Here is a 25,010-nt window from a genome sequence, read left to right on the forward strand (position 1 = left end):
TGGCGGTCGGACGTATAAAAATTGTTCATATAGAGGTGCCAATTGAAGAGTATGGGGCTTACAGTCGAGGCGTTCGGCGAACGTACGTCCGTTGCGAACATTGCCGTTGTCACCTCGTCGGTGTCACGCGATGCCGGCGGCTTGTTCGATGCCGTCAGAGGGTTGGTTCTGCAATTGCCGGGCGCGGGGATATCCCCACACGTCTTCGGCCTGGAAGACGGCCACACGCAGGAGGATCGTGCGGAATGGGGCACGATTCCTCTGACCACCTCGAAACCTCTGGGCCCAAAAGCCATCGGTTTCGCTCCCGCGATGCGCAAGGCCCTGTTGAGTTCCGGCGCGGAACTCGTGCATACGCACGGTATCTGGATGCACCCATCGGCAGATGTCGTCGCATGGCGGCGCAGATATGGCAAGCCTTACCTAATCTCCCCGCATGGAATGCTGGATCGCTGGATCCTGAATCGCTCCAGGGTCAAGAAATGGATTGCGTTGACCGGCTACGAGCGCGCGCACTTACGGGACGCTGCTTGCTTTCATGCGCTGAGCTTGGAGGAGGCACGCGGCATTCGCGCAGCCGGCTTCGAACAGCCGATCGCGATCATTCCGAATGGCGTGCATATGCCTAAGACGGAGGTCCGAACGCAGCCATCGTGGTGGAGCGATAACCTTGATGGCAAACGGCTGTTGCTGTATTTCGGCCGTTTACATCCAAAGAAGGGTTTGGACAATCTTTTGCTCGCATGGAAATCGATGCTGCAAGACCGAACGCTGGACTCGCGCCTGGAGCTGATTGTTGGCGGCTGGGGGGACCAGGCTTATATCGATCAATTGCGCCAGGTAGTCGAGATGCGGGAAGCAGATTACCGCGTCCGATTCATCGGACCGCAATTCGGCGGCGCGAAACAGCAGACCTATGGTGCCTGTCATGGGTTGATTCTGCCGTCGTTCAGCGAGGGTCTACCGATGGTTCCGCTGGAAGCATGGTCGGTCGGTGTACCGTGCGCATTGACAGACGCATGCAATCTGCCGGAGGGATTTGACGCTGGGGCGGCGTTTAGAATCAGAGCGGATGTCGAGGATATCAAGCGGTTTCTGGCGAAGTTTGGCGCAGCGGACGAGTGCGAACTAAGTGAGATGGGGAAGCGTGGACGGGTGATGGTCGCGGAGCGCTTTATCTGGCGCAGCGTCGCGGAACGGATGGCTGCGGTGTATCGCTGGTTGCTTGCGGAAGGGGCACGGCCGGAGTGGGTAGTGGATGGGGTTGTTTGAGAATGTCGTCGGGTTGTTAATCATGTCGGATTAATCCAGCGCAAGGCACTGCGGCATCTCATGCAGTGAAATGCTCGAGGGGCGCGACGGATCCGGCCAAGATTTAGGCGGACGCCGTCATCCATGATCGGACACCATGCCGAGATATGCAGCGTCACTAAACCGGATGGGGTGGGGCATGCCTTCTAATGGTAGGCATCTGATCCCACACCTAGATCCCTCGTCGACGGTGATCAATCCCTAGCCCCCTCTAGCTTGCACATCGTCACAACCGTAAAGTGCACTTCGTAGCCGCTGCTATCTCGTACCGGCGAGCATATCGAAGTAATTGGTTTCGAAAACCACGTTACTGAGCTGACACTGGTATCACTCCGATGAACGAAATAAACGCGGGATCGAGCCGAATTAAACTTGTCAACGTAACATATATCGGAGGAGCGTCTGCTCGATCTGATGTTTCGCGAGGAATTGTGCGCTACGTAATAAGCTGGATTTCGCCAACGATTTATAGTCTAGTGCTTTTTTCTGCATTTTCGATAAAGGTATTCGATGTTGGCGGAAATTACCTGTTTGAAGCGGCGCTGTTTTTGGCGATTGGATGGGGACTCATTGCTCGCGACCCCATCGCGCGCGCAGTCGTGAGGATTGTCCGGTATAAAAGACACGAAGTAATCGCGGCATTTATAACTATAACTGCACTTTTTATATTGGGGTCTCTCATCGGGGGGAATGCAATATATTCATATGCCGATTACAGGGCTAATCTTAGTATCCTGCTCGGCTTTCTGATTTTCTGGGATTTTAGGCGACGAGATTCGTTGCCGTTGATTCAGCTCGGGATAGTTACCGGAATAATAAGTGCATTGAGTTGGTATTTTCAAGTCACTGGAGATTCCTTGGGAACAAAATTCGCGTCTCCATACGTTTGCATGCTGGTGGCGATCGTGCTCGCGTGTGAGTCGCGTCGGATGGCTCTTGCTGCATTGGCCACCGTGCTGCTTGTATTTCTGGCAGCCGTTAGTTTTTATCGACAATATTGGATTTCCGCCGCGTGCGGAATCGTTTATTTGTTGTCCTATACGGCATCACAGCTTGAGAATAGGTCACGACTGCGTCTCGTGATAATTATTGCGGCGGGCGCAATTGTAGCAATCCCAGTCGCACCGCGTCTCGTTTCAAAGGTAGAAGATTTTTTTGTTAGCGACCAATCACATTATATTCAGGCTGTCGGAAAGACTCAGAATTTTCTTGATGCCACCGTAAGTGGAAACGGGAGAATGCAAGGCTCTGACGAGACGCGATTTTCGTATTTTAAGTTTATTTTTACGAATCCATGGAAGGTAACGTTGCCTCACGGACTCGGGTATCGTTCATTTTTCAATGACATTGATCCGTATTTTTCGCAATCGGTTGTAGAGGTGACGACCATAGATTCTTTGTTTTTCTACATGTGTTTTCACTATGGAATTTTATTGACTGCCCCATTCTTAGCATGGTTGGTTCGCGGTATATATGTGTCTAGGCGCAAGAGAGGGATGATGCCAACTATGTGCATAGCAGTGGTTATGTTTGTGGCTCTCTTATTCGATGGAGGGCAAGCTGTTGTTATATCTCGAGCCTTTTGGTTGGGTATGTTGATCGCGATGATTGTTCATCCCGTTAAAATTAGAATATAACGTGATTTGCCGAATAACCGGAATGAAACTAAATGGTTTGATAACGCCATGCGTCCATCTCGAAGAGCAGCGGTCGCTAAAATCGGTGCTGTTGTCGCCGGATATGTGGGGGCGCCATTCATGGTGAACGCCGACGAGCGGCCGTCGAGTGCTGCTGACGTCGGACTCAAGAGCGTGGTCGCTGTTGAAGATTACTACGAGGAAAAAGACAGGGGGGATTGGTTAGCTGCATTTCAGCGTGCCTCCAATGCCATTCATCAGCGTGGTGGCGGAGTAATATGTTTGAATCTCCCCAAATATATCCTTGGGAAATATACCGGATCAGACGTAGACGAAAACATCTTGGGTCACCATCTTGATCCAACTAGTATTTCGAGAATTTGGATATTGCCTTCAAATGTCCTCGTAACGTCGAAAGGTCGCTCGATTATCGATATGATGGGTGGTGAGTCGTCACCTTTCGGCTACCAGACATCAATAAATATATTGTCAGGGGTATTCGATGGCGAGAAAACTGCTGAGGTGATAGGGGTGAGTTGTAATGAAAATCAGATTTTCTTTAAAAACGCCCCAGATGTTCTTGTCGGTCAGACTATCCGCTTGGCACGAAATGGGCGCTCGGTAAGCAGTACGCCCTCACGCGAAGACGCGCCAAACCAATTTTTGACTGTCAGGTCGATCGATAAAAATTCAATTACGGTCGATCAGCGTTTGCGTCAGATTTTTGAATATGCGGAGAATCTCGTCATACGATTCCGTAATGGGCAACAGGATTATCCAAAAAATATTCGGTTGGAGAACTTGCACTTTACGGCTACAGAGGGGGCTGCATATATCTGTCACTCAGCAACTATCGACAGCGGGTGGCAAAAAGTCGTCTTGGATCGCGGTGTCTCAGCGTCATGGGGCACGTCAAACGGAGTAACAAGTGACTGTGTTACTGTGATTTCGGACGATATTAAAAAAAACACACTGACAATCGAATCAACCTCCGATGTCGACTGGGGGAGTCTTGTTCTGGAAGGAAACGGATCATCAAATTCGCTTGGTGGATTGCTAGTCGGTGATACGTCGATTAACGTTCACTTCAAACACATCGAGGTACGCGATTTTCAGCGAGCTGGGATAAGTGTGTTATTTGGAGGGGATACCGAAATAGATTATCTCGCAGCAAAAAACTGCGCAACGAACACACCATCTGAGGACGCATATTCAGCGGCGGTTTCTATAGGTTTTCCTGCCACAGGCGCTGGCCCGAGTTCGTCTATTTCGGAAAGACTTTCTTCCAAGTACAAAATAAGAAACACTGGAACGACGAAAGTACGTATTAGGAAATTGTCCATTACGGGACAGACGACAGTTCCGGTTCGTGTACATGACGCCGAATTGACAATTGACGATGGATATATTGAATTCTTGGATCGAGGCGCGCATTCCCCGTTTCTGATTGGGCAATCTGGCTTGAGTAGGTCAGATGCAAAGTTTTTTCCGCTAGGGGGGGTGGCAGGGTTGCGCCTTGGTAAAATTAGAATAGTTTCACTCGGAAAGCGGACGTTATCCCTTGTGGCGAAGAATGCGGTTGGAAGCCACTTTTCAGATGATTCGAGCGTAAAGCCGAAATTGGGCCGGATTACTATAGATGGCCAGATAATCAATTCCATGTGGCCCTTAATTATAAGGTGACGATATATGGAAAATTATGGCGACGGGAAAATGGCTAAACCACTGATTAAGTCATTTGAGGGGCTCAGAGGAGTCGCAGCCTTTTTGGTTGTGATTTACCACGTCAAGGCACTTCACGGTATTTCATTGATCAAAGCCGGGTATCTATCGGTTGATTTGTTTTTTATATTGAGCGGTTATGTGATGTGTGTTAGCTATGGCGATAGGCTAGTGAGTTTCGCGGAATTTTTTAAATACATGTTTTCGAGGCTCGCGCGGTTATTGCCGCTCCTGCTATTTTCTTATCTTGCATATTTTATTGTTGCCAATGTGGTTGATTCAGCTGGCGCGTTGATTTTGCCCTCGGCGGCGGAAATATTGGCCACGATCACCATGATTTTCGGACTCGGTTTGCCAAATATTCATGTATATAATTTCGCGAGTTGGAGTATCAGTACGGAGTTTTACGCGTACGTAGTCTTTGGCATGTTTTGGCTTGTGGTGGATAATCAACGCCGTGCGTTAATTTCGTTGGTTATTTCGCTCGTTTGTTATGCATTTCTATTTTATATAGATTTGGTAAAAAATGGATGCGGTGTTGGTGCAAAGGCATGTCTTGATAATGTGGCCTCATCAGGAGCAATGATTCGATGCTTGGCGGGTTTTTTTGCAGGTGTTGTGGTATATCATTTTAAGCCGTGGCGCGAATTTTCCTGGATGGGAATGAGTGGCTATGCGGAGGTTGCTATTGCTGTGGCTTCAATCTTTTTGATCACAACGTCAACGCAGTATGGTGTGCTGGCATTTGTCGCTCCACTTGCATTTGCAATGTTGATCGGTCTATTGAGCGGAGATAAGGGAATTATTTCTAATTTGTTGAATTCGCCTATCCCGCAAATGTTGGGTAGGCTGTCCTATTCAATGTATCTTTTACATATGCCTCTGTTGCTTGTTTTTGAATCGATGATGGGTATCGTGATTGATATTAGATTCTTTGCGATTTTGATTTTATATTTGATTACCCTTATTTCAATTTCCTATGTGACTAACATATTCATCGAGATGCCTGGAAAGCGAGGAATGATGGCTGTGTATAGGGCGGTGGTTGTATAGTGTTAGTTGTTAACCTGATGATATTTATTTTGGCGTGAGGAAAATTGATTATTTTTGCGTAGATTTGTGATTGAATTTTTCTATGGGATGTCTGGTTGGGGTGCCGTCATTAAGGTGAAAAATATTGATTTATCTTGGTGGTCGGTTGGGTTGTGGTATTTGATTTATTGAGAATGGGTCGACAATTCGATAGCAGTGGTGGGGAAGATATGCGCACACGTACGAAAGCGATATGTATTTTCATGACGCTTGTGTTTTTTTTATTGACTGATACTGCGGCTAACGCCCAAAGTGAATCGAATAAAGGACGAACGCGCCGACAATGGGGAAATCGGAATCTGCCGGTGGGAACATTGACATCTCCGCATTTCGGGACCGCACATGGAATTGATGGTAGGGCGACAGGCGGCTTTAGCAGCATTGATGGCAAAGCTTCGGCCAGCAACGGCCAGGCACGGAACTCAATAAGCGTCCCCGGGGCATCCACTAGTCCGTTGCTCGGTGCACCGAAAAGTTACGACGGGCGATATGACGCGAATTTCGGCGAGGAGCTCGGTGGAAAGCACTCTGCTGCGCCCTCGGAAGGTTACAGTCGAACACCGGTTGAGCGGCTACTCTCCCGGGAGTCCGCCGCCAGTATTGCTGGCTACACCGGGCAAAGCAGTCAGGGAAAGAACTTGGGGCGGACCAATAGTGCGGCCACGTTGTCGTATCGCGCTTCGCATTCTGGTTCGCCGGGTGGCGGCGATGGTACGATCAGCAGAAGCAGCATATACCGCTCGCCTTGGTGAATGAATCAAGTGATCGGTAACTCGTTTTTGGTACTACTGCGACGTCTCAAGAGTCAAGTGCAAGGGCTATCCTATCGTCTGTACGCGTCTCAGCGGTCTGCCCGCGAGCACACGAGCACGCGTTCACATTCACCGACATAGCGCTACGCTGATGAAAAGGCGTCACGGCGCCGCAAGCGCTCTACGAACTCGCCGATAATACATAAATTTGACGTGTCGCGATTTTGAGGCGGAAGCCCTACGCCTCGTGATTAGCTAATTCGATCCCAGACAGTCGGAGTAGACGCCGACCAGTTTTTCGACGTATTGATTCCAGTTGTGAGTATTGGTTGCGGCGAGGAGTGCCTGGTGAGAAAATTCCCTCAGCCTTCCGGGGGCGCTAACCATCTCATCTATTGCATTGGCCAGTTGGGTGGCGGAAGCGGCCGGAATGATTTTGCCGCTACGATTATGTTCGATGATTTCCGCAGCCCCGGATTCTAGCGTGGCGACAATCGGAAGTCCGGTAGCCAAAGCTTCGCATAGCACTACCGCCAAACCCTCCTCCAGGGAAGGCAGCACGAAGAGATCAGCGGAATTGTAGTATGTGTTGAGTTGTGTGTTGTCCACACGCGGAATGTGCGTGAACAGATGTCGATATGGCTCCAGTAAAAATTCAATATGTGGATCAATTTGACCGATCAGCGTGACATGCAATCGCTTGTCGTTGAGTTGCTTGACGGCTTCCAGGAGGTAAAGTTGGCCCTTTCTCAAATTGATTTGTCCAACGCACAAGATGTCGAAGCGATCCTTTGACTGGTCATGTCTATTTAGAGGGTGAAATCTTTTCACATTCGCGGCATATGGAATAACTTTTATTTTGCTTTCCGAAACTCCCTGCTGAATGAAGGACTCTCGTACGATCGCTGATGGCGCCAGCACGTAATCGTACATTTCTAATTCGTCCATCAATCTCTTTTGTTGTCGATTAATTCTGTTGACATGTGGAAGCCCGCGCTTGTCTTCCTCCTTGGTTAGAATGCTGTCACGATAAATCGGATGGGTATTGACAACCTCTCCGATTACGGTCGAGCCTTCGCGTTTCGCGACCTTGACAACTTGTCGTGACGTACCGTGTGCCATGACGTGTAGTACTTGAGTCGGTCGCCAGTTTAGGCGCACGCCAAGTTGCCAAAGGTCGTGATATGACGGGTAGAGCAAATCGCTCAGCCGTCCCTTCAACACTTTGGCATGAGCTCGGACGGCATATTCTTTTGCCCAGATATTGATCGAACGGCTGTGCGCCAACGAGAATGCGGAATTGCGTATCTTATGGGAGTAGTAAAATGTATCTAGAATTCCGGATCTGTCTAGATTTTCAATGTAATTGTGAAAGTGGAAGCGACCGCAAACTGCCACGCTAACCTTCATGATTCGATGCTCCACGGGAATTTGTTTGGTTGGATCCGGTCGATGGCGGGACTTATTCATTAAATTTACAAACACTGAATTGCGGGGTGCAAACGTGCATTGCGCGATGCCCGCAGTGCCTGATTTATATCCGAGGCCCTATTGGTAAGTTCCGTAACGGTTCTGGTTCAATTGCGGGCTTAAGGTCTCGATATAGACCGAATCCGGAAGTTGTACGCTTATGCCCGTGCTACGCTCAGCGTCCTAACTGTTTCCGCTCCCGCCACATCCGGCCGCCCAATACTGTAATACTCAACCCCCAACTCCCCCATCGCCTCCGGCTCATAAAGATTCCGCCCATCGAAGATCACCGGCTCATTCAGCAGTTCCACCAGCGCCGCGAAATTCGGGCTCTTGAACACCTTCCACTCGGTGACGATCAGCAGCGCGTCGGCGCCGGCCGCAGCCTCTTCCGACGTCGCAACGAACCGAAGCCTTGCATGTGCGCCAGGATCGTCGCCAAGATCGAGAGCGAGCACACGCCGCGCTTCCTCCGTCGCAACCGGATCGTAAGCGCGAACGCTCGCACCGCGCTTCAGCAGCCCGGCGATCAGATCGCGGCTCGGCGCTTCGCGCATGTCGTCGGTATTGGGCTTGAACGCCAGCCCCCACAGCCCGAACGTGAGCCCCGACAGATTTTCCCCGAATCGCTCCGAAATCTTCTCGAGCAACACCTTCTTCTGCGCATCGTTGACCGCTTCGACAGCTTCCAGAATCCGCAGCGACTGGCCGTATTCGGCAGCGGTCTGCACCAGCGCACGCACGTCCTTCGGAAAACACGATCCGCCGTAGCCGACCCCGGCATACAGGAAGTCGTAACCGATCCGCGGATCCGAACCGATGCCGCGCCGCACGGCCTCGATATCCGCGCCGACGCGATCGGCCAGATTCGCCAGCTCGTTCATGAACGAGATGCGCGTCGCGAGCATCGCGTTCGCCGCATACTTGGTGAACTCGGCCGAGCGCACGTCCATATAGCGCGTCCGCTCATGATTGCGGTTGAACGGAGCATACAGCCGTTTCATCTGTTCGCGCGCACGCTCGCCAGCTTCATCGGAATCGGTGCCGATCACGATGCGGTCCGGGCGCATGAAATCGTCGACGGCCGCACCTTCCTTCAAAAACTCCGGATTCGACACGACCGAGAATTCATGGCGCACGCCGCGCCGCGTGAGCTCGGTCGCGATCGCATCGCGCACGTGCAGCGCGGTGCCTACCGGCACGGTCGACTTATCGACCACCACCTTCGCGCCGGTCATGTAGCGCCCGATGTTGCGCGCAGCGGCGAGCACGTATTGCAGATCGGCGGAACCGTCCTCGTCGGGCGGCGTACCGACGGCGATGAACTGGATGTCGCCGTGCGCGACGCTCGCTTCGATATCGGTCGAGAACTGCAGCCGGCCGCTGGCGCGATTGCGATCGATCAGCTCCTTCAGGCCCGGCTCGTGAATCGGTACGCCGCCGCCGTTCAGGATGTCGATCTTGCGTTGGTCGACGTCGACGCAAAACACGTCGTTGCCGATTTCGGCGAGGCAAGCGCCAGTGACGAGGCCTACGTAGCCGGTACCGATGATGGTGATCTTCATGTTGCGGTATCGAGAAGAGTCGAATGCAGTTTCAGAAATCCGGATGCCGTGCGCCGGGGACTTCGGCGTCGGACGGCGCGGGACGCAATGCGTGCAACTTGGCATCGAATGCGCTCAACACCGCGTCGCGCGAAAGCACGGCCTCGGCGAATTTGCGCCCGGCCTGCCCCAGTCGGGCGCGTTCGGCCGCATTCGCCGCGAGCGCGTCGATCGACGACGCAAGCGTTTCGGCATCGCCCGGCGGAACCACGATCCCGCGCGGCGCAACAACGTCATGCAGCTCGGTGCCGGGGCTCGCCATCGCGATCACGGCCCGCCCGCTGGCGAACATGCCGGTCAGCTTCGACGGCATCACGAGATCGGCAGCGTCGGCACGCTGGGGCAGCACATGGATGTCGGCGAGATTCAGCAGCTCGTTCAGCCGGCTGATCGGTTGCAGCTCGAGAAAGCGGCAGTTCCTCAGGCCGCCGCAGCGCATCAGAAGCTCCGCACGCGCCGGCCCGTTGCCGCAGAACACGAACACGACGTCGTCTCGCATCACGAGTCGTTGCGCCGCGTCGGCCAGGATATCGAGCCCTTGCTTCGCACCCATGTTGCCCGAATAGAGCACGATCGTCGCGGTGGGAGAGATGTACAGCGAGGTCCGTAATTCGCTCGGCCGCTTGAGCGGATAGATCGAATGCGTGTCGGCCCAGTTCGCAAAATGGACGAGCTTGTGCGGCTGAATGCCCTTGCGCATCGCATGCTCGATCATCTTTCCCGAGATCGTCGATACGGTGTCGAACCGCTTCAGCAGCGTACGTTCGAGCACAAGCACCGCACGCTTGAGCAGCGATCCCTTCAGCATCCCGAGGCTGAATGCGGCATCGACCTCGTAGTCCTGGATGTGAATCCACGCATGCGCGCCGGTGAGGCGCGCGACGAGCCAGCCGGCCGGTGCATTGAGCAGGCTCGGCGCGATGCACACGACGACGTCGGGCCGCCACAGCGCCTGCCGCAGCATGATCGGAAAGCTCGACAGCGCGAAGCTCGCCAGGTGCGCGATGCGGCGCATGCCGCTCGGTCGCGACGGCACCCACAGCGGCGCACGCCAGAGCGCGACGCCGCCGCGCTCTTCGGTCGAGTAGCGCAGCGCCGAGTAACCGCTGGCGACGCGCCACTCGGGATAGTAGGGCGGCGCGCACACGACACGCACGGTGTGGCCTTTCTCGACGAGCGTTTCCGCCATCTCGGCGGTGTACTTGCCGATGCCGGTCAGCTCGGGCGCATAGTTGATGCCGTAGACGAGGATCTTCATCGGCTCCCAGCGAAAATAGAAAATGGTGCAGTGCGTGATGAACCCATTGTCGGTAATGCCAATCGTGCGAGTCCGACAGAATGTTGATCGGTGCCGCCAATCGTCGGCCGCGACCGTGCAGCACCACGAGCGTCGTCGCGCATCGCCGGTCGCATGTCGAGCCCGGCAACCTCCGCGCACGTCCCCCGCTCACATCCCCCTTGCACAAACCACCGGCGCATACACGTCGATCGCATCCTGAATCGCCGCATGCCGTCCATACGCAAGCGCCGCCACGGCGCATACCGACACCACCGCGAGCGGCCGCAATACGGGCGGCAGGATCGGTGCATCCGTCCATCGTTTCAGTAGCACGACGGTGACGAGCACACCGAGCATCCAGCCGGCCATCACTTCGGACGCGGTATGTGCGTCGTCGCGTGCGCGCGCCACGGCGATCGTCGCGGCAAGCGCGAGCCCCGGCAACAGCGCGCGCAATGTACGCGTGTTCCAGCCGTCGTGCAGCATCAGCAGGCATGCCATCGGCCACACGGCCGCAGCGAGCAGCGCATGCCCGCTGATCGCGCGGAAGTGCACCGCGCGAATCTGCACGCCGCATCCCGCATGAAGTATCTTCGTGACGCCGACGAGCAACATCGCCGCGGCGAGCAGCGTGGCCCACGACAGCGCAATGCGCCAGCCGTACAACGAGCGCGTGAGCCACGCGAAACACACGGCGGCGAGCGGGAGCGTCAGCGCAGCGTCACCGAGGTTGCCGATGGCGGTCCACATGTGCGGTCCTCGCTGCGCGACGCCGCAATGTCCGCGGCACGTGGCGTGAAAGATCGGTCGCACGATGCGCCGCGGTCCGCGGCGCGCGACCGGCGTCAGACGACCAGCTGCTCTGACATCCGCGCGAGCAGATACCGTTCGAAATCCGCCGCGACCTCCGGATGCCGCAACGCAAATTCGACCGTCGCCTTCAGGTAGCCGAGCTTGCTGCCGCAGTCGAAGCGCGTGCCGTCGTAGCGGTACGCGAGCACCTGTTCATCGGTGAGCAGCGACTGGATCGCGTCGGTCAGCTGCAGTTCACCGCCCGCGCCCGGCTTGAGCCCGCGCAGATGCTTGAAGATCTTCGGCTTCAGCACATAACGGCCCACGACGCCGAAATTCGACGGCGCCTGCGCCGGTTCGGGCTTCTCGACGATCCCCGACAGCTTGAAGAGATCGTCTTCCCAGCGCTTGCCGTCGATCACGCCATAGGACTTCGAATCCGCCGGCGCGATCTCCTCGACGCCGATGACCGACGCATGATAGTGGTCGAATACGTCGATCATCTGGCGCAGAACCGGCGTCGGGCCGTCGAGCAGGTCGTCGGCGAGAATCACGGCGAACGGGTTGTCGCCGACGAGCTTCTCCGCGCACAGGACGGCGTGACCGAGCCCGAGCGCTTCGGCCTGGCGAACGTAGAAGCAGTCGACATGGCTCGGCTTGATGCTGCGCACGAGCGACAGCAGCTTCTCCTTGCCGCGTGCCTCGAGTTCGGCCTCGATCTCGTACGACTTGTCGAAGTGATCTTCGATCGCGCGCTTGCTGCGCCCGGTCACGAAGATCATCTCGGTGATGCCCGCTTCGATCGCCTCTTCGACGGCATACTGGATCAACGGCTTGTCCACGACCGGCAACATTTCCTTGGGGCTCGCCTTGGTGGCGGGCAGGAACCGCGTGCCCAGGCCGGCGACCGGAAAGACGGCTTTCGTCACTTTCAACATAGCGATATTTCCATGATTTCGGAGTGAAGAGCGGACCACGCCGGTTTCCGATGCGGCGTCCGGGCGCCCAGACAATCGACGTTGCACACCGCGCAATCGCATTGCGTCGAGCGTGTGCAGTTGCACAAATCCTAGGGGCGTTCCGGATTGAAACGACGACTGAATCCTGGGCGAATCGGACAGGCCGATCACGACATCACGAATTGCACAACGAACTATTTTGAAATGGTATTCATTCGACGGCAGCCGCGTCGAAGCGCGGCTTGCATCCGCACACCGGAACGGCATCTGCCGACGCGTCGGAATGCCGATCCATCGACATCACGGGCGTGTTATCGGGAGGGCGCGATGATGGAACAAGGCGACATTTGCCGCGCATTGGAAGCGCTGGACCCGGCCTACCTGGAACTGATGCAGCAGATGCTGAAGATCGATTGCGACGTGGCTGCGCGCGAGCTCGGCATCTCGAACGAGATTGCGTCGTTGATCATTGCGCTGAAGCCGGCGGAGCTCGAGGCGCTCGTCGAGCGCCTGACGCAGGCCAGGCCGGACGCACCGGTTCCGTCCCCGTAGGTCCCATTCCGCGCCGGCGGTAATTGCGGCGATTGCGGCAATCGCGCCAGTCGCAGAACATCGCGATTTGGCGGATTACATCTATGCTTTGTCCGTTCAGCGGTGTATGCGTCACATACAGTATCCGGTCGAGAACGCCGGGCGTCGGGAATATGCGCCCCGTGGCTTGCCGAATCCGACGGCCGGCCGACAATAACAGGAACGATCATGGCCGAACAGGACGACGTCTTCGACGCAATCGCTGAATTCAACCGTTCATACCTGACGCTCGCGCAGCGCCTGCTGCATGCGGATCGCGAAGTAGCGAAACAGCAGCTGGGCATGTCCGACGAAGTCGCATCGATCGTCGCCGGATTGACGCCGGAGCAGATCGAGGTGCTCGCCGATCGGCGCGAGCTGTTCTGCGAATTCCGCGATGAATCGTCGCCGGGCCTGGCCTGACACGACACCCGCGTAGTCGCTCGATGCAGCGCGGCGCGCCCAGCGCCGCGTGAAGTGTGTTTGCCGCCCGGCGACGGGCGAGCATACGAAACGGCCGCACTGACGCAGCCGGCCCGTTGTCCGTTACGTCTGCCAGTTTGTCGCCTCCGGGCTAGATGTTGGCGCCCATCCGCGAAGCGGGATTCGCTACGATTTCCAAAACGCCGTTGGCACGATGCCCGCACACGACATGCACGATGCGGGCACACCGATCATCCAATTTCACCGGGGCCGTCTCGCATGCAGGAAATCTTGGAGCACCTTCTCGAGCGCCAGGTGTCGCCGCAATGGCGCGGGTTCCTGGAGGCGCTTGCCGGCGAATTCAGCGATCAGCTCGATCAGGACGAACTCCGCCAACTGATGGCGCGCGTCGGCATGCGCTTCGCGGCCGCGCATCCGCTCGGCCCGTGCGAGTCGACCGACGATCTCACGAACGCCTTGAATGCGCGCTGGCGCGAAATGGAGTGGGGCTACGCCGAGCTGTCCGACGAGCAGGCATTTCTGCGCATCGTTCATTACGCGGCGCCGTTGCGCGCGCTCGGCGCCGGCCATCTCGGCTGGTCGGCGGCGTTCCTGCAGGGCGCGTATCAGGGCTGGTTCGACAGCGTCGGCGCGGCCGGCCTGCGTGTGACGCAGGACGTCGTGCCGCAGGACGACGCACGGATCGAGTTGCGCATCGCTCGCGCGCCGCACTGAACGGTTCGCGCGACCGGACTCTCCGTCATGACAACAGGGCAGCTTATGTCGAGCTCACGGGATATCGAATCGTTGTTCAAGCGTTTCGGCGGCGATGCCGGACGCTATCACGAGGTGCGCGCGGAAGCGGATGCCGATGCCGCGCGCGCGCGCTGGCCGCTGCTCGCTGGTGTCGAATTGCAAGCGGACGACGCGCCTCGCACGCCCGCGCCGATCGCTGCCGAGCACACGCAGCCCGAGGTCGACGCCGTGACGGCCGACACGCGCGTAGCGTCCGCAACCGACGCCGCCGCACGCGATCGCAGCGCCGGCGCGCTGAAGAAACTGGTCGGCAAGTCGCCGGCCGCGGACCGCACGCGCGCACCCGGCTCGTCCGAGCCGCTGCAGACGCTGTTCGAGCGGCTGCGCGGTTACGCGCCGGCCGACGCGCCGAAGCCGCCGCCGGTATGGACGGGCCGTTCATGAAGATCGTCGTGATCGCGTCGGCAAAGGGCGGCGTCGGCAAGACGACGCTGGCGGCGAACCTCGCGGCCGTGCTCGCGGCGTCGCGCCGGCATCGCGTGTGCGTGGTGGATCTGGATCCGCAGAATGCGCTGAAGCTGCATTTCGGCGTACCGATCGAGATGAGCGACGGGCTGGCCGGCGCGGCGCTGAGCGAGCGGCAGTGGCCGCTCGCGGTGGTCGACGGCATCGCGGTGATGCCGTTCGGCGTGGTCGGCGAAACGGATCAGCGCCGCTTCGAGCGCATGCTCGATCGCGATCCGGCGTGGCTCGCACGCGGGCTCGCCGCGCTCGCGCTCGGCGACGACGACATCGTGATCGTCGATACGCCGCCCGGCTCGTCGGTCTACATGCGCGCCGCACTGACGGCTGCGCATTTCGTGCTGACCGTGTTGCTCGCCGACGCGGCGTCGTATGCGTCGATCCCGCAGATGCGGCGCATGCTCGACGCCTATTCGGCGACGCGCACCGACTTCATCGGCGACGGCTACGTGGTCAATCAGGTCGATCAGTCGCGCGAGCTGGGCCGCGACGTGCTGCGCGCGTTGCGCGACAGCGTCGGCGCGGCGCGCTTCGCCGGCGTGATTCACGCGGACCAGGGCGTCGCTGAATCGCTCGCGTGCCGCACGACCGTGAATCGCTACGACCCACGTTCGCAGGCCGCGGCCGATCTGAGCGCGTGCGCCGAGTGGCTCGAGCGCGCGCTCGGGCGGCGCGCGAATGCACGGAGCGTGGCATGAGCGCGGCTGTCGAGGCCGCTCGCGGGTCGGCGCTCGACCGGCTGCTCGACCGGTTGCCGGGCAGCGGCTGGCTCGTCACGGCGCCGCTCGCCGCATGCGCGGCGCTGGCGCTGTATTTCGTCTGTACGGTGCCGCTCGACGACGCCGGCCAGCTCGCGTTCGCGACCTGCTGCCTGGCCGGTGCGCTCGCGATCCGGCGCGTGAACGGCCGCTACGCGACGCTCGTGATGATCGCGCTGTCGGTCGTGGCCACCGGCCGGTACATGTTCTGGCGACTCACCGAAACGCTGGTGTGGTCGCACCCGCTCGACGCCGCCTGGGGCGCGCTGCTCGTCGCGGCCGAAGTGTATGCGGCCGCGGTGCTGCTGCTCGGCTACTTCCAGACGGCATGGCCGCTGGGGCGCAAGCCGTTGCCGCTGCCCGCGTCGCGTGCGGACTGGCCGAGCGTCGACGTGTTCATCCCGACGTACAACGAGCCGCTCAGCGTCGTCAAACCGACGGTCTACGCGGCGCTCGCGATCGACTATCCGGCCGACAAGCTGTCGATCCATGTGCTCGACGACGGGCGCCGGCCGGAGTTCAGGGACTTCTGCGAAGCCGTCGGCGTGCACTGGACGATCCGCGATCACAACCGTTACGCGAAGGCCGGCAACCTGAACGAAGCGCTGAAGTCGACTCACGGCGAGTACGTCGCGATCTTCGATTGCGATCATGTGCCGACGCGCTCGTTCCTGCAGCTGTGCCTCGGCTGGTTCATCCGCGACCCGAAGCTGTCGATGCTGCAGACGCCCCACCATTTCTTCTCGGCCGATCCGTTCGAGCGCAACCTCGGGATCTTCCGCAAGGTGCCGAACGAAGGCGAGTTGTTCTACGGGCTGGTGCAGGACGGCAACGACCTCTGGAACGCTACGTTCTTCTGCGGATCGTGCGCGCTGCTGCGGCGCTCGATGGTCGAGGAGATCGGCGGCATCGCGACCGAGACGGTCACCGAGGACGCCCATACGGCGCTGAAGCTGCATCGCCACGGCTATACGACCGCCTATCTCGCGATCCCGCAGGCGGCCGGTCTCGCGACCGAAAGCCTGACGGGCCACATCGGCCAGCGCATCCGCTGGGCGCGCGGCATGACGCAGATCTTCCGCATCGACAATCCGCTGTTCGGCCGCGGCCTCACGCTGGGGCAGCGGCTGTGCTACCTCAACGCGATGATGCATTTCTTCTACGGCATCCCGCGGCTGGTGTTCCTCACCGCGCCGCTGTCGTTCCTGTTCTTCGGCGCGCACGTGATCCACGCATCGGCGACGATGCTCGCGCTCTACGCGCTGCCGCACGTCGTGCACGCGACGCTGACGAACTCGCGGATGCAGAGCCGGTTCCGGCATTCGTTCTGGGCGGAAGTCTACGAGGCCGTGCTCGCGTCGTACATCGCGTTGCCGACGCTGCTCGCGCTGGTCAATCCGCGGCTGGGCACGTTCAACGTCACGGCCAAGGGCGGCCGGATCGACCGCGGCTATTTCGACTGGGCGATCTCGAAGCCGTACCTGAGCCTGGTGATCCTGAACGCGTTCGGCCTCGCGATGGGCGCGCTGCATATCGCGCTGAATCGCGGCGTGGGCAGCGAGGTGCAGACGACGGCGTTCAACCTCGCGTGGACGACCTACAACCTGCTGATCCTCGGCCTCGCGGTCGCCGCGGCGAACGAGCGCCGGCAGGTGCGCGAGTCGCATCGCGTCGCCGCGCGCATTCCGGTGATGCTGCGGTTCGGCAACGGCCGCACGCTGGCGTGCGAAACGCTCGACTACTCGGAAGGCGGCATCGGCGTCGCGGTGCCGGAGGACGCCCGAGTGCCCGACGGCGAACAGGTGACCGTGTCGCTGTTTCGCGGCGTCGACGAGTACGCGTTTCCGGGGACGATCGAGTACGCGGGACCGGGGCGGCTCGGCATCCGCTTCGAGACCCTGTCGCAGCAGCAGGAATTCGATCTGGTCAGCTCGACGTTCGCGCGCGCGGACGCATGGATCGACTGGACGGCCGGCCGCCGGCCGGACTCGCCGCCGCATGCGTTCCTGCATCTCGCGACGGTCGGCATACGCGGCTTGCTGCGCGTGATCGCGCGCCTGTACGGCGACCTGCGCGGCGACCGCGGTCACCACGGCGGCCGCAGCGGCAAAGGCGACGCCGCCGACACCATCACGAAGAAATAACACGAGGGCAGACAGCATGACGGGGATGTCGCGATGGCGCGGCGGCACGCGCGACGACGCGGGTGAAAACGCGCGCGTTTCGATTGGGGCGGCCGCGGCATGCCGCGCGCGGGCCGGCAGCTGGCACACGCACTTGCCGCGCAAGCTGCGGACGTGCGCGTTCGCGTTCGGCGCGCTCGCGAGCGGCGTCGCGTCGGGCCTCTGGGCATCCGCTGCGCTGGCCCAGCAGCCCGGCGCGGTGCGCGCGTTCGATCGTGCCGCGTCGCCCGGCGAGCCGCCGGAGCGGCTGGCCGATCGTTTGCCGTCACTGTCGATGGCCGTGCCGGCCGGCCCCGCCGTCGCGCCGCCGCCGCTGCTCGCCGAGCCGGTGCCGAAGGACGAAGCCGAGCGTCGCCGCGCCGGCCGGCTGCCGACCACGGCGGAGCCCGGCACGCTGGTGCCGGGCGGCCGGCGTCAGGCGCTGACGTTCGCCGATCTCGGCGCGCGCGATCCGTTGCAGTTGCACGGCACGGACGGCCAGAACGGCGTCGCGTTTTCGGTGCGGCGCGACGAGGTCGTCACGGCAGCGGCGCTGCACCTCGTCTACAGCTACTCGCCCGCATTGCTGCCGGATCTGTCGCAGCTGAAGGTGCTGGTCAACGGCGAAGTGGCGGCGACGCTGCCGCTGCCGACCGCGCAGGCGGGGATGACGGTCGCACGCGACGTGCCGATCGATCCGCGCTTCGTCACCGAGTACAACCATCTGAACGTACAGCTGATCGGCCATTACACGAACGGCTGCGAGAATCCGGCCAGTTCGTCGCTGTGGGCGACGGTGAGCAACGCGAGCCGCCTGGAATTGACCTATGCGACGCTGCCCGAGCCGCCCGAGCTCGGCGTGCTGCCCGCGCCGTTCTTCGATCAGCGCGACGTGCGGCGGCTCGAGCTGCCGTTCGCGTTCGCCGCGCGGCCGTCGCGCGAGATGCTGGAGGCGGCCGGCATCGTCGCATCGTGGTTCGGCGCGCTCGCGTCGTATCGCGGCGCGCGCTTCCCGGTGCGTGTCGGCGCCATGCCGGAAGCGGGCAACGTCGTGGTGTTCGCGACCACCGACGATCGGGTGGACGGCGTCCCGCTGCCGGCCATCGACGGGCCTACGCTGGCGGTCGCCGACCGCCCCGCGCCCGCACACGGCCAGCTGTTGCTGGTGCTCGGACGCACGCCGGCCGAACTGAAGGCGGCCGCGCTGGCGCTCGCATTCGGCCGCGGCCCGCTCGCGGGCACGCGCGCCACGGTCACCGGTGTGCAGCCGCCCGCGCCGCGCGTGCCGTATGACGCGCCGAACTGGCTGTCGTCGGTTCGCCCGGTCCGCTTCGGCGAACTGGCGGCGGAACGCGCGCTGTCGGTGTCCGGCTACCAGGCCGGCCCGGTGCGGCTCGATCTGCGCATGGCGCCCGATCTGTTTACGTGGAACACGCGCGGCGCGCCGATCGATCTGCGGTATCGCTATACGCCGACGCTGCGCGCCGATCGCTCGTCGCTCAACCTGAGCGTCGACGATACGTTCGTGAAGGCGCTGCCGATTCCGGCGCGCGACTGGGCCAATTGGAGCCTGAGCCGCTACCTGCCGTTCGTCGCCGACGGCACCGCGCGCGCGACGCTGCACGTGCCGCCGCCGCTGGTGACGCCGCATGCGCAACTGGCGCTGAACTTCTTCTACGAGATGCCGGATCAGGGCAAATGCACCGGGCGGCTGCTGCAGAACGTCGCGGGCGCGATCGACCCGGGCTCGACGATCGACGTGTCGTCGTTTCCGCACTACATCGCGCTGCCCGATCTGGCCGCGTTCGCGAACAGCGGCTTTCCGTTCACGCGCATGGCCGATCTGTCGGACACGGCCGTCGTGCTGCCGAACGAGCCGTCGCCGGACGTCTACGGCCTGTACCTGCTCGCGATGGGGCGGATGGGCGCGTCGACCGGCTATCCGGTCAGCGGCGTGGCGGTGACCGACGCGGCCGGCGTGGACGCGTTCGCGTCGCGCGATCTGCTGATACTCGGCGCGCCGGACTCGCAGCCGCTGCTGAGCCGCTGGGCCGCGCGCATCCCGTTCGACGACGAGCGCAACGGCGGCGTGTTCGGCGGCCTGTTCGGCCGCGCGGTCGCGGCCGATTCGCCGGGCGCCGAGCGCGTGCAGGCCGGCCTGTCGATCGTGGCGGACGGCGCGAGCGCGGTGATCGCCGGCTTCGAATCGCCGTTGCGCAAGACCCGCAGCGCGGTCGCGCTGATCGGCGCGACCGGCCATGCGGACGCGGTGCTCGGGCCGGCGCTGCTCGACGAGGATCTGCTCGCGTCGATCCGCGGCGCGACGGTGGTGATTCGCGATCGCACGGTGACGGTCGCGTCGACCGACACCGCGTATCACCTCGGCGTGCTGCCGCCGCTCACCTACGTGCGCTGGGTCATGTCGGGGCGGCCGGTGCTGCTCGCGCTGGTCGGCGTGCTGGGCGCCTTCATCGCGGCGGCGCTGTTCTATCGTTTGCTGCGTGCGCGTGCGGCGCGCCGGCTGAAGGAGTGACATGCGCGACCGACGGTTACGCGGGCTCGGCGCCCGCGCGGGCGGTGTCGCGAGCCTCGTGTGCGCGCTGGCGCTGCCGCATGCGGCGCAGGCCGCCAACGACGCGCTCAAAGTGCTCGTCGATCAGGGCCGCTACTGGCAGGCGCACGGTCGCGGCGATCTCGCGGCGCAGGCGTGGAACAAGGTGCTCGGCGTCGATCCGAATCAGCCCGACGCACTGTTCGGAATGGGGATGGTGCTCGCCGATCGCCGCGATCTCGACGGCGCGCGCCGCTATCTGGAGCAACTGCGCCGCACCGCGCCCGGCTTCGCGCGCATCGACGAACTCGCGAGCCGCCTGGGCGAATCGAGTGCGCGGGACGCCGAGCTGGGCGATGCGCGCCGCCTCGCGCAAAGCGGGCAGAGCGAACAGGCCGTGCGGCAGTATCAGCGCGCGCTGCAGGGCGTGCCGTCGTCGCCGGCGCTGCAGCGCGAGTATTTCCAGGCGCTCGCGGCCACGCCGAGCGGATGGAACGATGCGCGGCGCGGCCTCGAACGGCTCGCGCGCGACAACCCGGACGATCCGCGCTACGCGCTCGCCTATGCGCAACATCTGACCTATCGCGACGCGACGCGCCGCGACGGCATCGACCGGCTCGAACAGTTGGCCGGCGACGGCAAGGTCGGCAAGGACGCGCTGCAAAGCTGGCGTCAGGCGCTGCTGTGGCTCGCGGCGCGGCCGTCCGACCAGGCGCGCTATCTCGCGTACCTGAAGGTCGCGCCCGACGATGCGCCGGTCAAGGCGCGCTACGACAGCATGGTGCGCCCCGATCTGGCGGCGCGCGAGCCCGATCGGCGCGGCGCGGCGAACGAAGCGCGCGGTCGCGCGATCGACGACGGCTTCGCGGCGCTCGATCGTGGCGACCTCGCCGCGGCGCGCGCGCGTTTCGACGCCGTGCTCGACGCCAACCCGAACGACAGCGATGCGTTGGGCGGGCGCGGCATCGTCGCGCTGAAGCAGGAGCGCTTCGCGCAGGCGCGCAGCGATCTCGAACGCGCGTCGCGCGGCGGCAATGCGGCGCGCTGGCGCTCGGCGCTCGACAGCGCGACCTACTGGTTCTACACGAGCAGCGCGCTCGGCGCGCAGAGCAACGGCGACTTCGCGCAGGCGAAGGCGCTGTTCGAGCGCGCGATTCTCGCGGACCCGTCGAACGTCACCGCGCAGGTGCTGCTCGGCGACGCGCTGCTGGAGAACCGCGACGCGCCCGGCGCCGAGCAGGCGTACCGGATGGCGTTGCGGCGCCAGTCGGACAACCCGGACGCGATGCGCGGCCTGGTCGGCGCGCTGGCCGCGCAGGGGCGCGCGGACGAGGCGTTGCAGTTCGCGACGCAACTGAGCGCCGAGCAGCAAGCGAAGGCGGGCGGCCTCGAGCGCTTGCGCAGTACGGCCGAGGCCGCGCAGGCGCGGCAGGCCGAAGCGCACGGCGACCTCGGCGCGGCGCGCAGCCTGTTCGAGGATGCGCTCGCCGGCAATCCGGACGATCCGTGGCTGCGGCTCGACCTCGCGCGCGTGTACGTGCGCCAAGGCGCGATCGCCTCCGCGCGCAGCCTGATGGACGGCTTGCTGGCCGAGCGGCCCGACATGCCCGATGCGCTCTATGCCGGTGCGCTGCTGGCCGAGCAGACGCAGGACTGGAGCGTCGGCCTGCAGCGGCTCGAGCGCATCGCCCCCGCGCAGCGCACCGCGGCGATGACGACGTTGCAGCACCGGTTGTGGGTCGGCCAGCAGGTGGCCCTCGCGACGCGCCTGGTGCGCAACGGCCAGCAAGCGAAGGCGCTCGTCGTGCTGCACGAGGCGGACGGCATCGGCCTGTCGGTGCCGGCGCTCGCGGCGCAGCTGTCCGCCGGCTACGCGCAGGCCGGCGACGTCGCGCGCGCGCTGTGGATCGTGCAGCGTGCGCTGGGCCGCGAACCCGGCAACGCGGGCCTGCTGCTGCAATACGCGCGGCTCGCGTCGGCCGCGCACGACGATGCGCGCGTGGCCGAGGCGATGCGGCGGCTCGATGCGATGCAGTTGTCGCCCGCGCAGCGTGCGGACTTCGAACGGCTCAATCTCGACATCGTCGTGCGTCGCGCCGATCAGGTGCGCGACGAAGGCGACCTCGCCGGCGGCTACGCCGTCATCGCGCCGTGGCTGGCCGCGATGCCCGACAACCCGGAGCTGCAGGGTGCGCTCGCGCGGATGTACACGTCGGCCGGCGATCCGGCGAACGCGCTGAAGTGCTATCGGGTCGCGCTGGCCCGCCGCCCCGACGACGTCGGCCTGCTGATCGCGGCGATCTATGCGGCGAGCAGCGCGAAGGCGTGGCGCGACGGTGAAGCGTTCGCGGCGAGCGCGCTGCGCAGTGCGCCCGACGATCCGGCGCTGTTCGCGGCCGTCGGCCGCCTGTATCGCGCGCAAGGCAAGCTCACGCTCGCCGCGCAGTATCTGCAGCGGGCGCTGCTGGTGGCCAATACGCCGCCCGCGTCCGGCAAGCCGACACGCGCGAACGTGCCGCGCGGCTGGGACGACGCGATGCGGCGCATCGGCGCGAACCCGCTGCCCGGCACCAATCCGTTCGAAGGCAAGACCGCCGTCGATGCGGCGCGTCCGTCGACGCGTTCCGGCGCGGCGCTGCCGGCGCCCGGCGCGCCTTCGTGGCCCTCTCCGTCCTCTTACGTTCCGACCGTGCCTTATTCGATGCCGCCCGCGCCGCCCGCGACCTACGTCATACCGTCCGCCATGCCCGAGGCCCGTCCGGCGCCGCGCGCCGCGCCGCTGCCCGTTGCGCGCGATCCGGACGGTTACGGCGGCGACGGCGGCGGCTTGGCGGAGTCGGGACGCGCCGCGGCCGCGCCGCGCTATCGGTCGTATCGGGAGGCGGCGGCCGACGTGCCGTCGCCCGAATGCGGGGCGTCGGGCAGCCCTGACGACGACTGTGGTGCGGGCTACGTCGCGACGCCGTGGCCGATGTCGCCCGCGTCGCGTGCCGCGGCATCGGCGACTGCATCGGCGGCCGCGCCCGCGCCCGTGCCTGCGTCCCGGCCCGGCAGGCTGGCGCGCGGCGGCGCGAAGGCGCAGGCGACACGGCAGCCCGTGCTCGCGCAGACGGACGCGGATCCGTATGCGGCGCCACGCTACATTCCGCGTCCGCCGGCCGGCTATGCGGGCGGGCGGCCCGCGAGCCAGCCGCCGCAGCCGGACGGCGGCGCGAACGCCGATGCGCAGCTGCTCGACGTCGCGTCGGAGCTCGCGCAGGTGAATCGCGAACAGACCAGCGCGCTGACCGGCGGCCTCGTGTTCCGCAACCGGACCGGCGAAGCCGGGCTGTCGGCTCTCACCGATATCGAGGCGCCGATCGAAGGGCGCATCAAGGCCGGTAACGGCCATGTCGTCGTGACGGCCACGCCGGTCATGCTCGACGGCGGCAGCGCGAGCACCGACGTGCCGACCCTCGCGCGATTCGGCGCCGGCTTGTCGAAGGCGGCGGGCGGCGGCTCGCCGGGCTCGCAGACCGCGAGCGGCGTCGGCGTCGCGCTCGGCTACGAGGGCAAGCAGGTGCAGGCCGAGATCGGCGCGACGCCGGTCGGGTTTCCGTATCAGGACATCGTCGGCGGCGCGCGCTACAACGGCGCGATCACCGATCGCGCGGCGTATTCGCTGGCCGTGACGCGCCGTGCGGTGACCGACAGCGTGCTGTCGTACGCGGGCACGCGCGACGCCGGCGCGGGCCTCAAGTGGGGCGGCGTGATGCGCAGCGGCGCGCGCGGCACGCTGAGCTGGGACGACGGCACGAGCGGCACCTACGTCGCGGCCGGATTCGACTTCTACGACGGCCATCACGTCGAGCGCAACTTCTCCGGCAAGGGCAGCGGCGGCGCGTATACGCGCATCCTGAACGACGCCGACCGGACGCTCACCGTCGGCGTCAACGCGACGTGGATGCGCTTCAGCAAGAACCAGTCGTATTTCACGTACGGGCACGGCGGTTACTTCAGCCCGCAGCAGTACGTGATACTGAACATTCCGGTCGAGTATTCAGGCAGGACCGGCGCGTTCACCTACGATCTGAACGGCTCGATCGGCGTGCAGCATTACCGGCAGAACGCGGTGCCGTATTTCCCCCTCGATCCGGGCATGCAGGCGCAAGCGGCGGCGAACGCGGCCGCCAGCCAGGCCGTGGGCCTCGATCCGGGCGCGCTGTACCCGTCGCACAGCAAGACGGGCGTCGCGTATTCGCTCGCCGCGCGCGGCGAATATCAGGTCGCGCCGCAACTCGCCGTCGGCGCGACCGCGTCGTTCGGCAACGCGTATCAGTATCGCGAATGGACGGCCGCCGTGTATCTGCGCTACAGCTTCACGCCGCAAGGCGGGCTGGCGCCGTTTCCGCCGCGCGTGTTCACGTCGCCGTATCTCGCGCAGACGGACTGAGCGCGGCGCGTGCGGCTGGGGATGCGATGCCGTCGTAGCCGTGGCGCGCGCTGGCGGAATCGTTCAGAGCTTTGTCGGCCCGTCGGCGTGTGTGCGACGTACAGTGCCTGATCGAACGACCGGCGGGGGCGGAAGCGACGCGGCCGGCGCATCGGCAGCCGTGCATGCGGCTCGACCGTGGCAGGACGGTGGCGATTTGCAACGCGGTTCGCGAACGA

The 25,010-nt window shown here is 62.6% G+C and carries 17 protein-coding genes; 12 read left to right on the top strand and 5 right to left on the bottom strand.

Annotated elements, in window-relative coordinates; translation table 11 throughout:
* The first annotated feature begins 51 nt into the window (after nucleotides 1–51).
* The 4 genes from WJ35_RS19410 (at nucleotide 52) to WJ35_RS30550 (ending at nucleotide 5,723) form a co-directional block, all read left to right on the top strand.
* Nucleotides 52–1,272 carry a glycosyltransferase gene (locus WJ35_RS19410; protein ID WP_069239725.1) on the top strand — a complete coding sequence of 407 codons (1,221 nt, stop codon included), beginning with the start codon at nucleotides 52–54 and terminating at the stop codon, nucleotides 1,270–1,272.
* A gap of 374 nt (nucleotides 1,273–1,646) precedes the next feature.
* Complete coding sequence (locus WJ35_RS31430) at nucleotides 1,647–2,948, top strand: hypothetical protein (protein WP_155121943.1); 1,302 nt, start codon at nucleotides 1,647–1,649, stop codon at nucleotides 2,946–2,948.
* 48 nt (nucleotides 2,949–2,996) lie between these two features.
* Nucleotides 2,997–4,631, top strand: a complete 1,635-nt coding sequence (locus WJ35_RS31435) for a hypothetical protein (protein ID WP_155121944.1) — start codon at nucleotides 2,997–2,999, stop codon at nucleotides 4,629–4,631.
* Nucleotides 4,632–4,637: 6 nt separating this feature from the next.
* The gene (locus tag WJ35_RS30550) at nucleotides 4,638–5,723 is read left to right on the top strand and encodes an acyltransferase family protein (RefSeq protein ID WP_080484383.1); all 1,086 of its coding nucleotides are present in this window, start codon (nucleotides 4,638–4,640) and stop codon (nucleotides 5,721–5,723) included.
* 1,046 nt (nucleotides 5,724–6,769) lie between these two features.
* Here WJ35_RS30550 and WJ35_RS30555 read toward each other — a convergent pair.
* The 5 genes from WJ35_RS30555 to galU form a co-directional block, all read right to left on the bottom strand.
* Nucleotides 6,770–7,924: a glycosyltransferase family 4 protein gene (locus WJ35_RS30555; RefSeq protein ID WP_196222101.1), complete on the bottom strand. Its 1,155-nt coding sequence runs from the start codon at nucleotides 7,922–7,924 to the stop codon at nucleotides 6,770–6,772.
* A 218-nt stretch (nucleotides 7,925–8,142) separates the two neighbouring features.
* Nucleotides 8,143–9,549, bottom strand: coding sequence for a UDP-glucose dehydrogenase family protein (locus tag WJ35_RS19420; RefSeq protein WP_069239727.1), 1,407 nt, complete (start codon nucleotides 9,547–9,549; stop codon nucleotides 8,143–8,145).
* A gap of 31 nt (nucleotides 9,550–9,580) precedes the next feature.
* Nucleotides 9,581–10,846, bottom strand: coding sequence for a glycosyltransferase WbuB (locus tag WJ35_RS19425; protein ID WP_069239728.1), 1,266 nt, complete (start codon nucleotides 10,844–10,846; stop codon nucleotides 9,581–9,583).
* 189 nt (nucleotides 10,847–11,035) lie between these two features.
* Entirely contained in the window at nucleotides 11,036–11,617 is a 582-nt protein-coding gene (locus tag WJ35_RS19430) for a phosphatase PAP2 family protein (RefSeq protein WP_059461000.1), read from the bottom strand.
* 95 nt (nucleotides 11,618–11,712) lie between these two features.
* Nucleotides 11,713–12,597: a UTP--glucose-1-phosphate uridylyltransferase GalU gene (gene galU, locus WJ35_RS19435; RefSeq protein ID WP_011880563.1), complete on the bottom strand. Its 885-nt coding sequence runs from the start codon at nucleotides 12,595–12,597 to the stop codon at nucleotides 11,713–11,715.
* Nucleotides 12,598–12,945: 348 nt separating this feature from the next.
* On the opposite strand from galU, the gene WJ35_RS19440 reads away from it, so the two are divergent.
* From WJ35_RS19440 to WJ35_RS19475, 8 genes are all read left to right on the top strand, one after another.
* Entirely contained in the window at nucleotides 12,946–13,170 is a 225-nt protein-coding gene (locus WJ35_RS19440) for a flagellar transcriptional regulator FlhD (RefSeq protein ID WP_014726206.1), read from the top strand.
* A gap of 207 nt (nucleotides 13,171–13,377) precedes the next feature.
* A complete protein-coding gene (locus WJ35_RS19445) occupies nucleotides 13,378–13,611 on the top strand; it encodes a flagellar transcriptional regulator FlhD (protein ID WP_011880561.1) in 234 nt (77 codons plus the stop codon).
* A gap of 279 nt (nucleotides 13,612–13,890) precedes the next feature.
* On the top strand, nucleotides 13,891–14,346 hold the full coding sequence (gene bcsD / locus WJ35_RS19450; RefSeq protein ID WP_011880560.1) for a cellulose biosynthesis protein BcsD: 456 nt from the start codon (nucleotides 13,891–13,893) through the stop codon (nucleotides 14,344–14,346).
* 72 nt (nucleotides 14,347–14,418) lie between these two features.
* Nucleotides 14,419–14,811: a BcsR/BcsP family cellulose biosynthesis protein gene (bcsR, locus tag WJ35_RS19455; protein WP_155121945.1), complete on the top strand. Its 393-nt coding sequence runs from the start codon at nucleotides 14,419–14,421 to the stop codon at nucleotides 14,809–14,811.
* Nucleotides 14,808–15,587 carry a cellulose biosynthesis protein BcsQ gene (bcsQ, locus tag WJ35_RS19460; protein ID WP_011880558.1) on the top strand — a complete coding sequence of 260 codons (780 nt, stop codon included), beginning with the start codon at nucleotides 14,808–14,810 and terminating at the stop codon, nucleotides 15,585–15,587. Before bcsR ends, bcsQ begins: the two co-directional genes overlap by 4 nt.
* On the top strand, nucleotides 15,584–17,791 hold the full coding sequence (gene bcsA / locus WJ35_RS19465) for a UDP-forming cellulose synthase catalytic subunit (RefSeq protein ID WP_069239729.1): 2,208 nt from the start codon (nucleotides 15,584–15,586) through the stop codon (nucleotides 17,789–17,791). The genes bcsQ and bcsA overlap by 4 nt, the downstream gene beginning before the upstream one ends.
* A 16-nt stretch (nucleotides 17,792–17,807) precedes the next feature.
* On the top strand, nucleotides 17,808–20,342 hold the full coding sequence (gene bcsB / locus WJ35_RS19470; protein ID WP_080484385.1) for a cellulose biosynthesis cyclic di-GMP-binding regulatory protein BcsB: 2,535 nt from the start codon (nucleotides 17,808–17,810) through the stop codon (nucleotides 20,340–20,342).
* 1 nt (nucleotide 20,343) lies between these two features.
* Nucleotides 20,344–24,792, top strand: a complete 4,449-nt coding sequence (locus WJ35_RS19475) for a cellulose biosynthesis protein BcsC (protein ID WP_011880555.1) — start codon at nucleotides 20,344–20,346, stop codon at nucleotides 24,790–24,792.
* The last annotated feature ends 218 nt before the right edge of the window (nucleotides 24,793–25,010 follow it).

Origin of the sequence: Burkholderia ubonensis (genome assembly GCF_001718695.1) — a bacterium.
In the GTDB taxonomy this organism is placed as follows: domain Bacteria; phylum Pseudomonadota; class Gammaproteobacteria; order Burkholderiales; family Burkholderiaceae; genus Burkholderia; species Burkholderia ubonensis_B.

Coding starts and splice junctions, on each gene's coding strand:
- WJ35_RS19410 (WP_069239725.1), top strand. CDS start 52: ATGGGGCTTACAGTCGAGGCGTTCGGCGAACGTACGTCCGTTGCGAAC.
- WJ35_RS31430 (WP_155121943.1), top strand. CDS start 1,647: ATGAACGAAATAAACGCGGGATCGAGCCGAATTAAACTTGTCAACGTA.
- WJ35_RS31435 (WP_155121944.1), top strand. CDS start 2,997: ATGCGTCCATCTCGAAGAGCAGCGGTCGCTAAAATCGGTGCTGTTGTC.
- WJ35_RS30550 (WP_080484383.1), top strand. CDS start 4,638: ATGGAAAATTATGGCGACGGGAAAATGGCTAAACCACTGATTAAGTCA.
- WJ35_RS30555 (WP_196222101.1), bottom strand. CDS start 7,924: ATGAAGGTTAGCGTGGCAGTTTGCGGTCGCTTCCACTTTCACAATTAC.
- WJ35_RS19420 (WP_069239727.1), bottom strand. CDS start 9,549: ATGAAGATCACCATCATCGGTACCGGCTACGTAGGCCTCGTCACTGGC.
- WJ35_RS19425 (WP_069239728.1), bottom strand. CDS start 10,846: ATGAAGATCCTCGTCTACGGCATCAACTATGCGCCCGAGCTGACCGGC.
- WJ35_RS19430 (WP_059461000.1), bottom strand. CDS start 11,617: ATGTGGACCGCCATCGGCAACCTCGGTGACGCTGCGCTGACGCTCCCG.
- galU (WP_011880563.1), bottom strand. CDS start 12,597: ATGTTGAAAGTGACGAAAGCCGTCTTTCCGGTCGCCGGCCTGGGCACG.
- WJ35_RS19440 (WP_014726206.1), top strand. CDS start 12,946: ATGATGGAACAAGGCGACATTTGCCGCGCATTGGAAGCGCTGGACCCG.
- WJ35_RS19445 (WP_011880561.1), top strand. CDS start 13,378: ATGGCCGAACAGGACGACGTCTTCGACGCAATCGCTGAATTCAACCGT.
- bcsD (WP_011880560.1), top strand. CDS start 13,891: ATGCAGGAAATCTTGGAGCACCTTCTCGAGCGCCAGGTGTCGCCGCAA.
- bcsQ (WP_011880558.1), top strand. CDS start 14,808: ATGAAGATCGTCGTGATCGCGTCGGCAAAGGGCGGCGTCGGCAAGACG.
- bcsA (WP_069239729.1), top strand. CDS start 15,584: ATGAGCGCGGCTGTCGAGGCCGCTCGCGGGTCGGCGCTCGACCGGCTG.
- bcsB (WP_080484385.1), top strand. CDS start 17,808: ATGACGGGGATGTCGCGATGGCGCGGCGGCACGCGCGACGACGCGGGT.
- WJ35_RS19475 (WP_011880555.1), top strand. CDS start 20,344: ATGCGCGACCGACGGTTACGCGGGCTCGGCGCCCGCGCGGGCGGTGTC.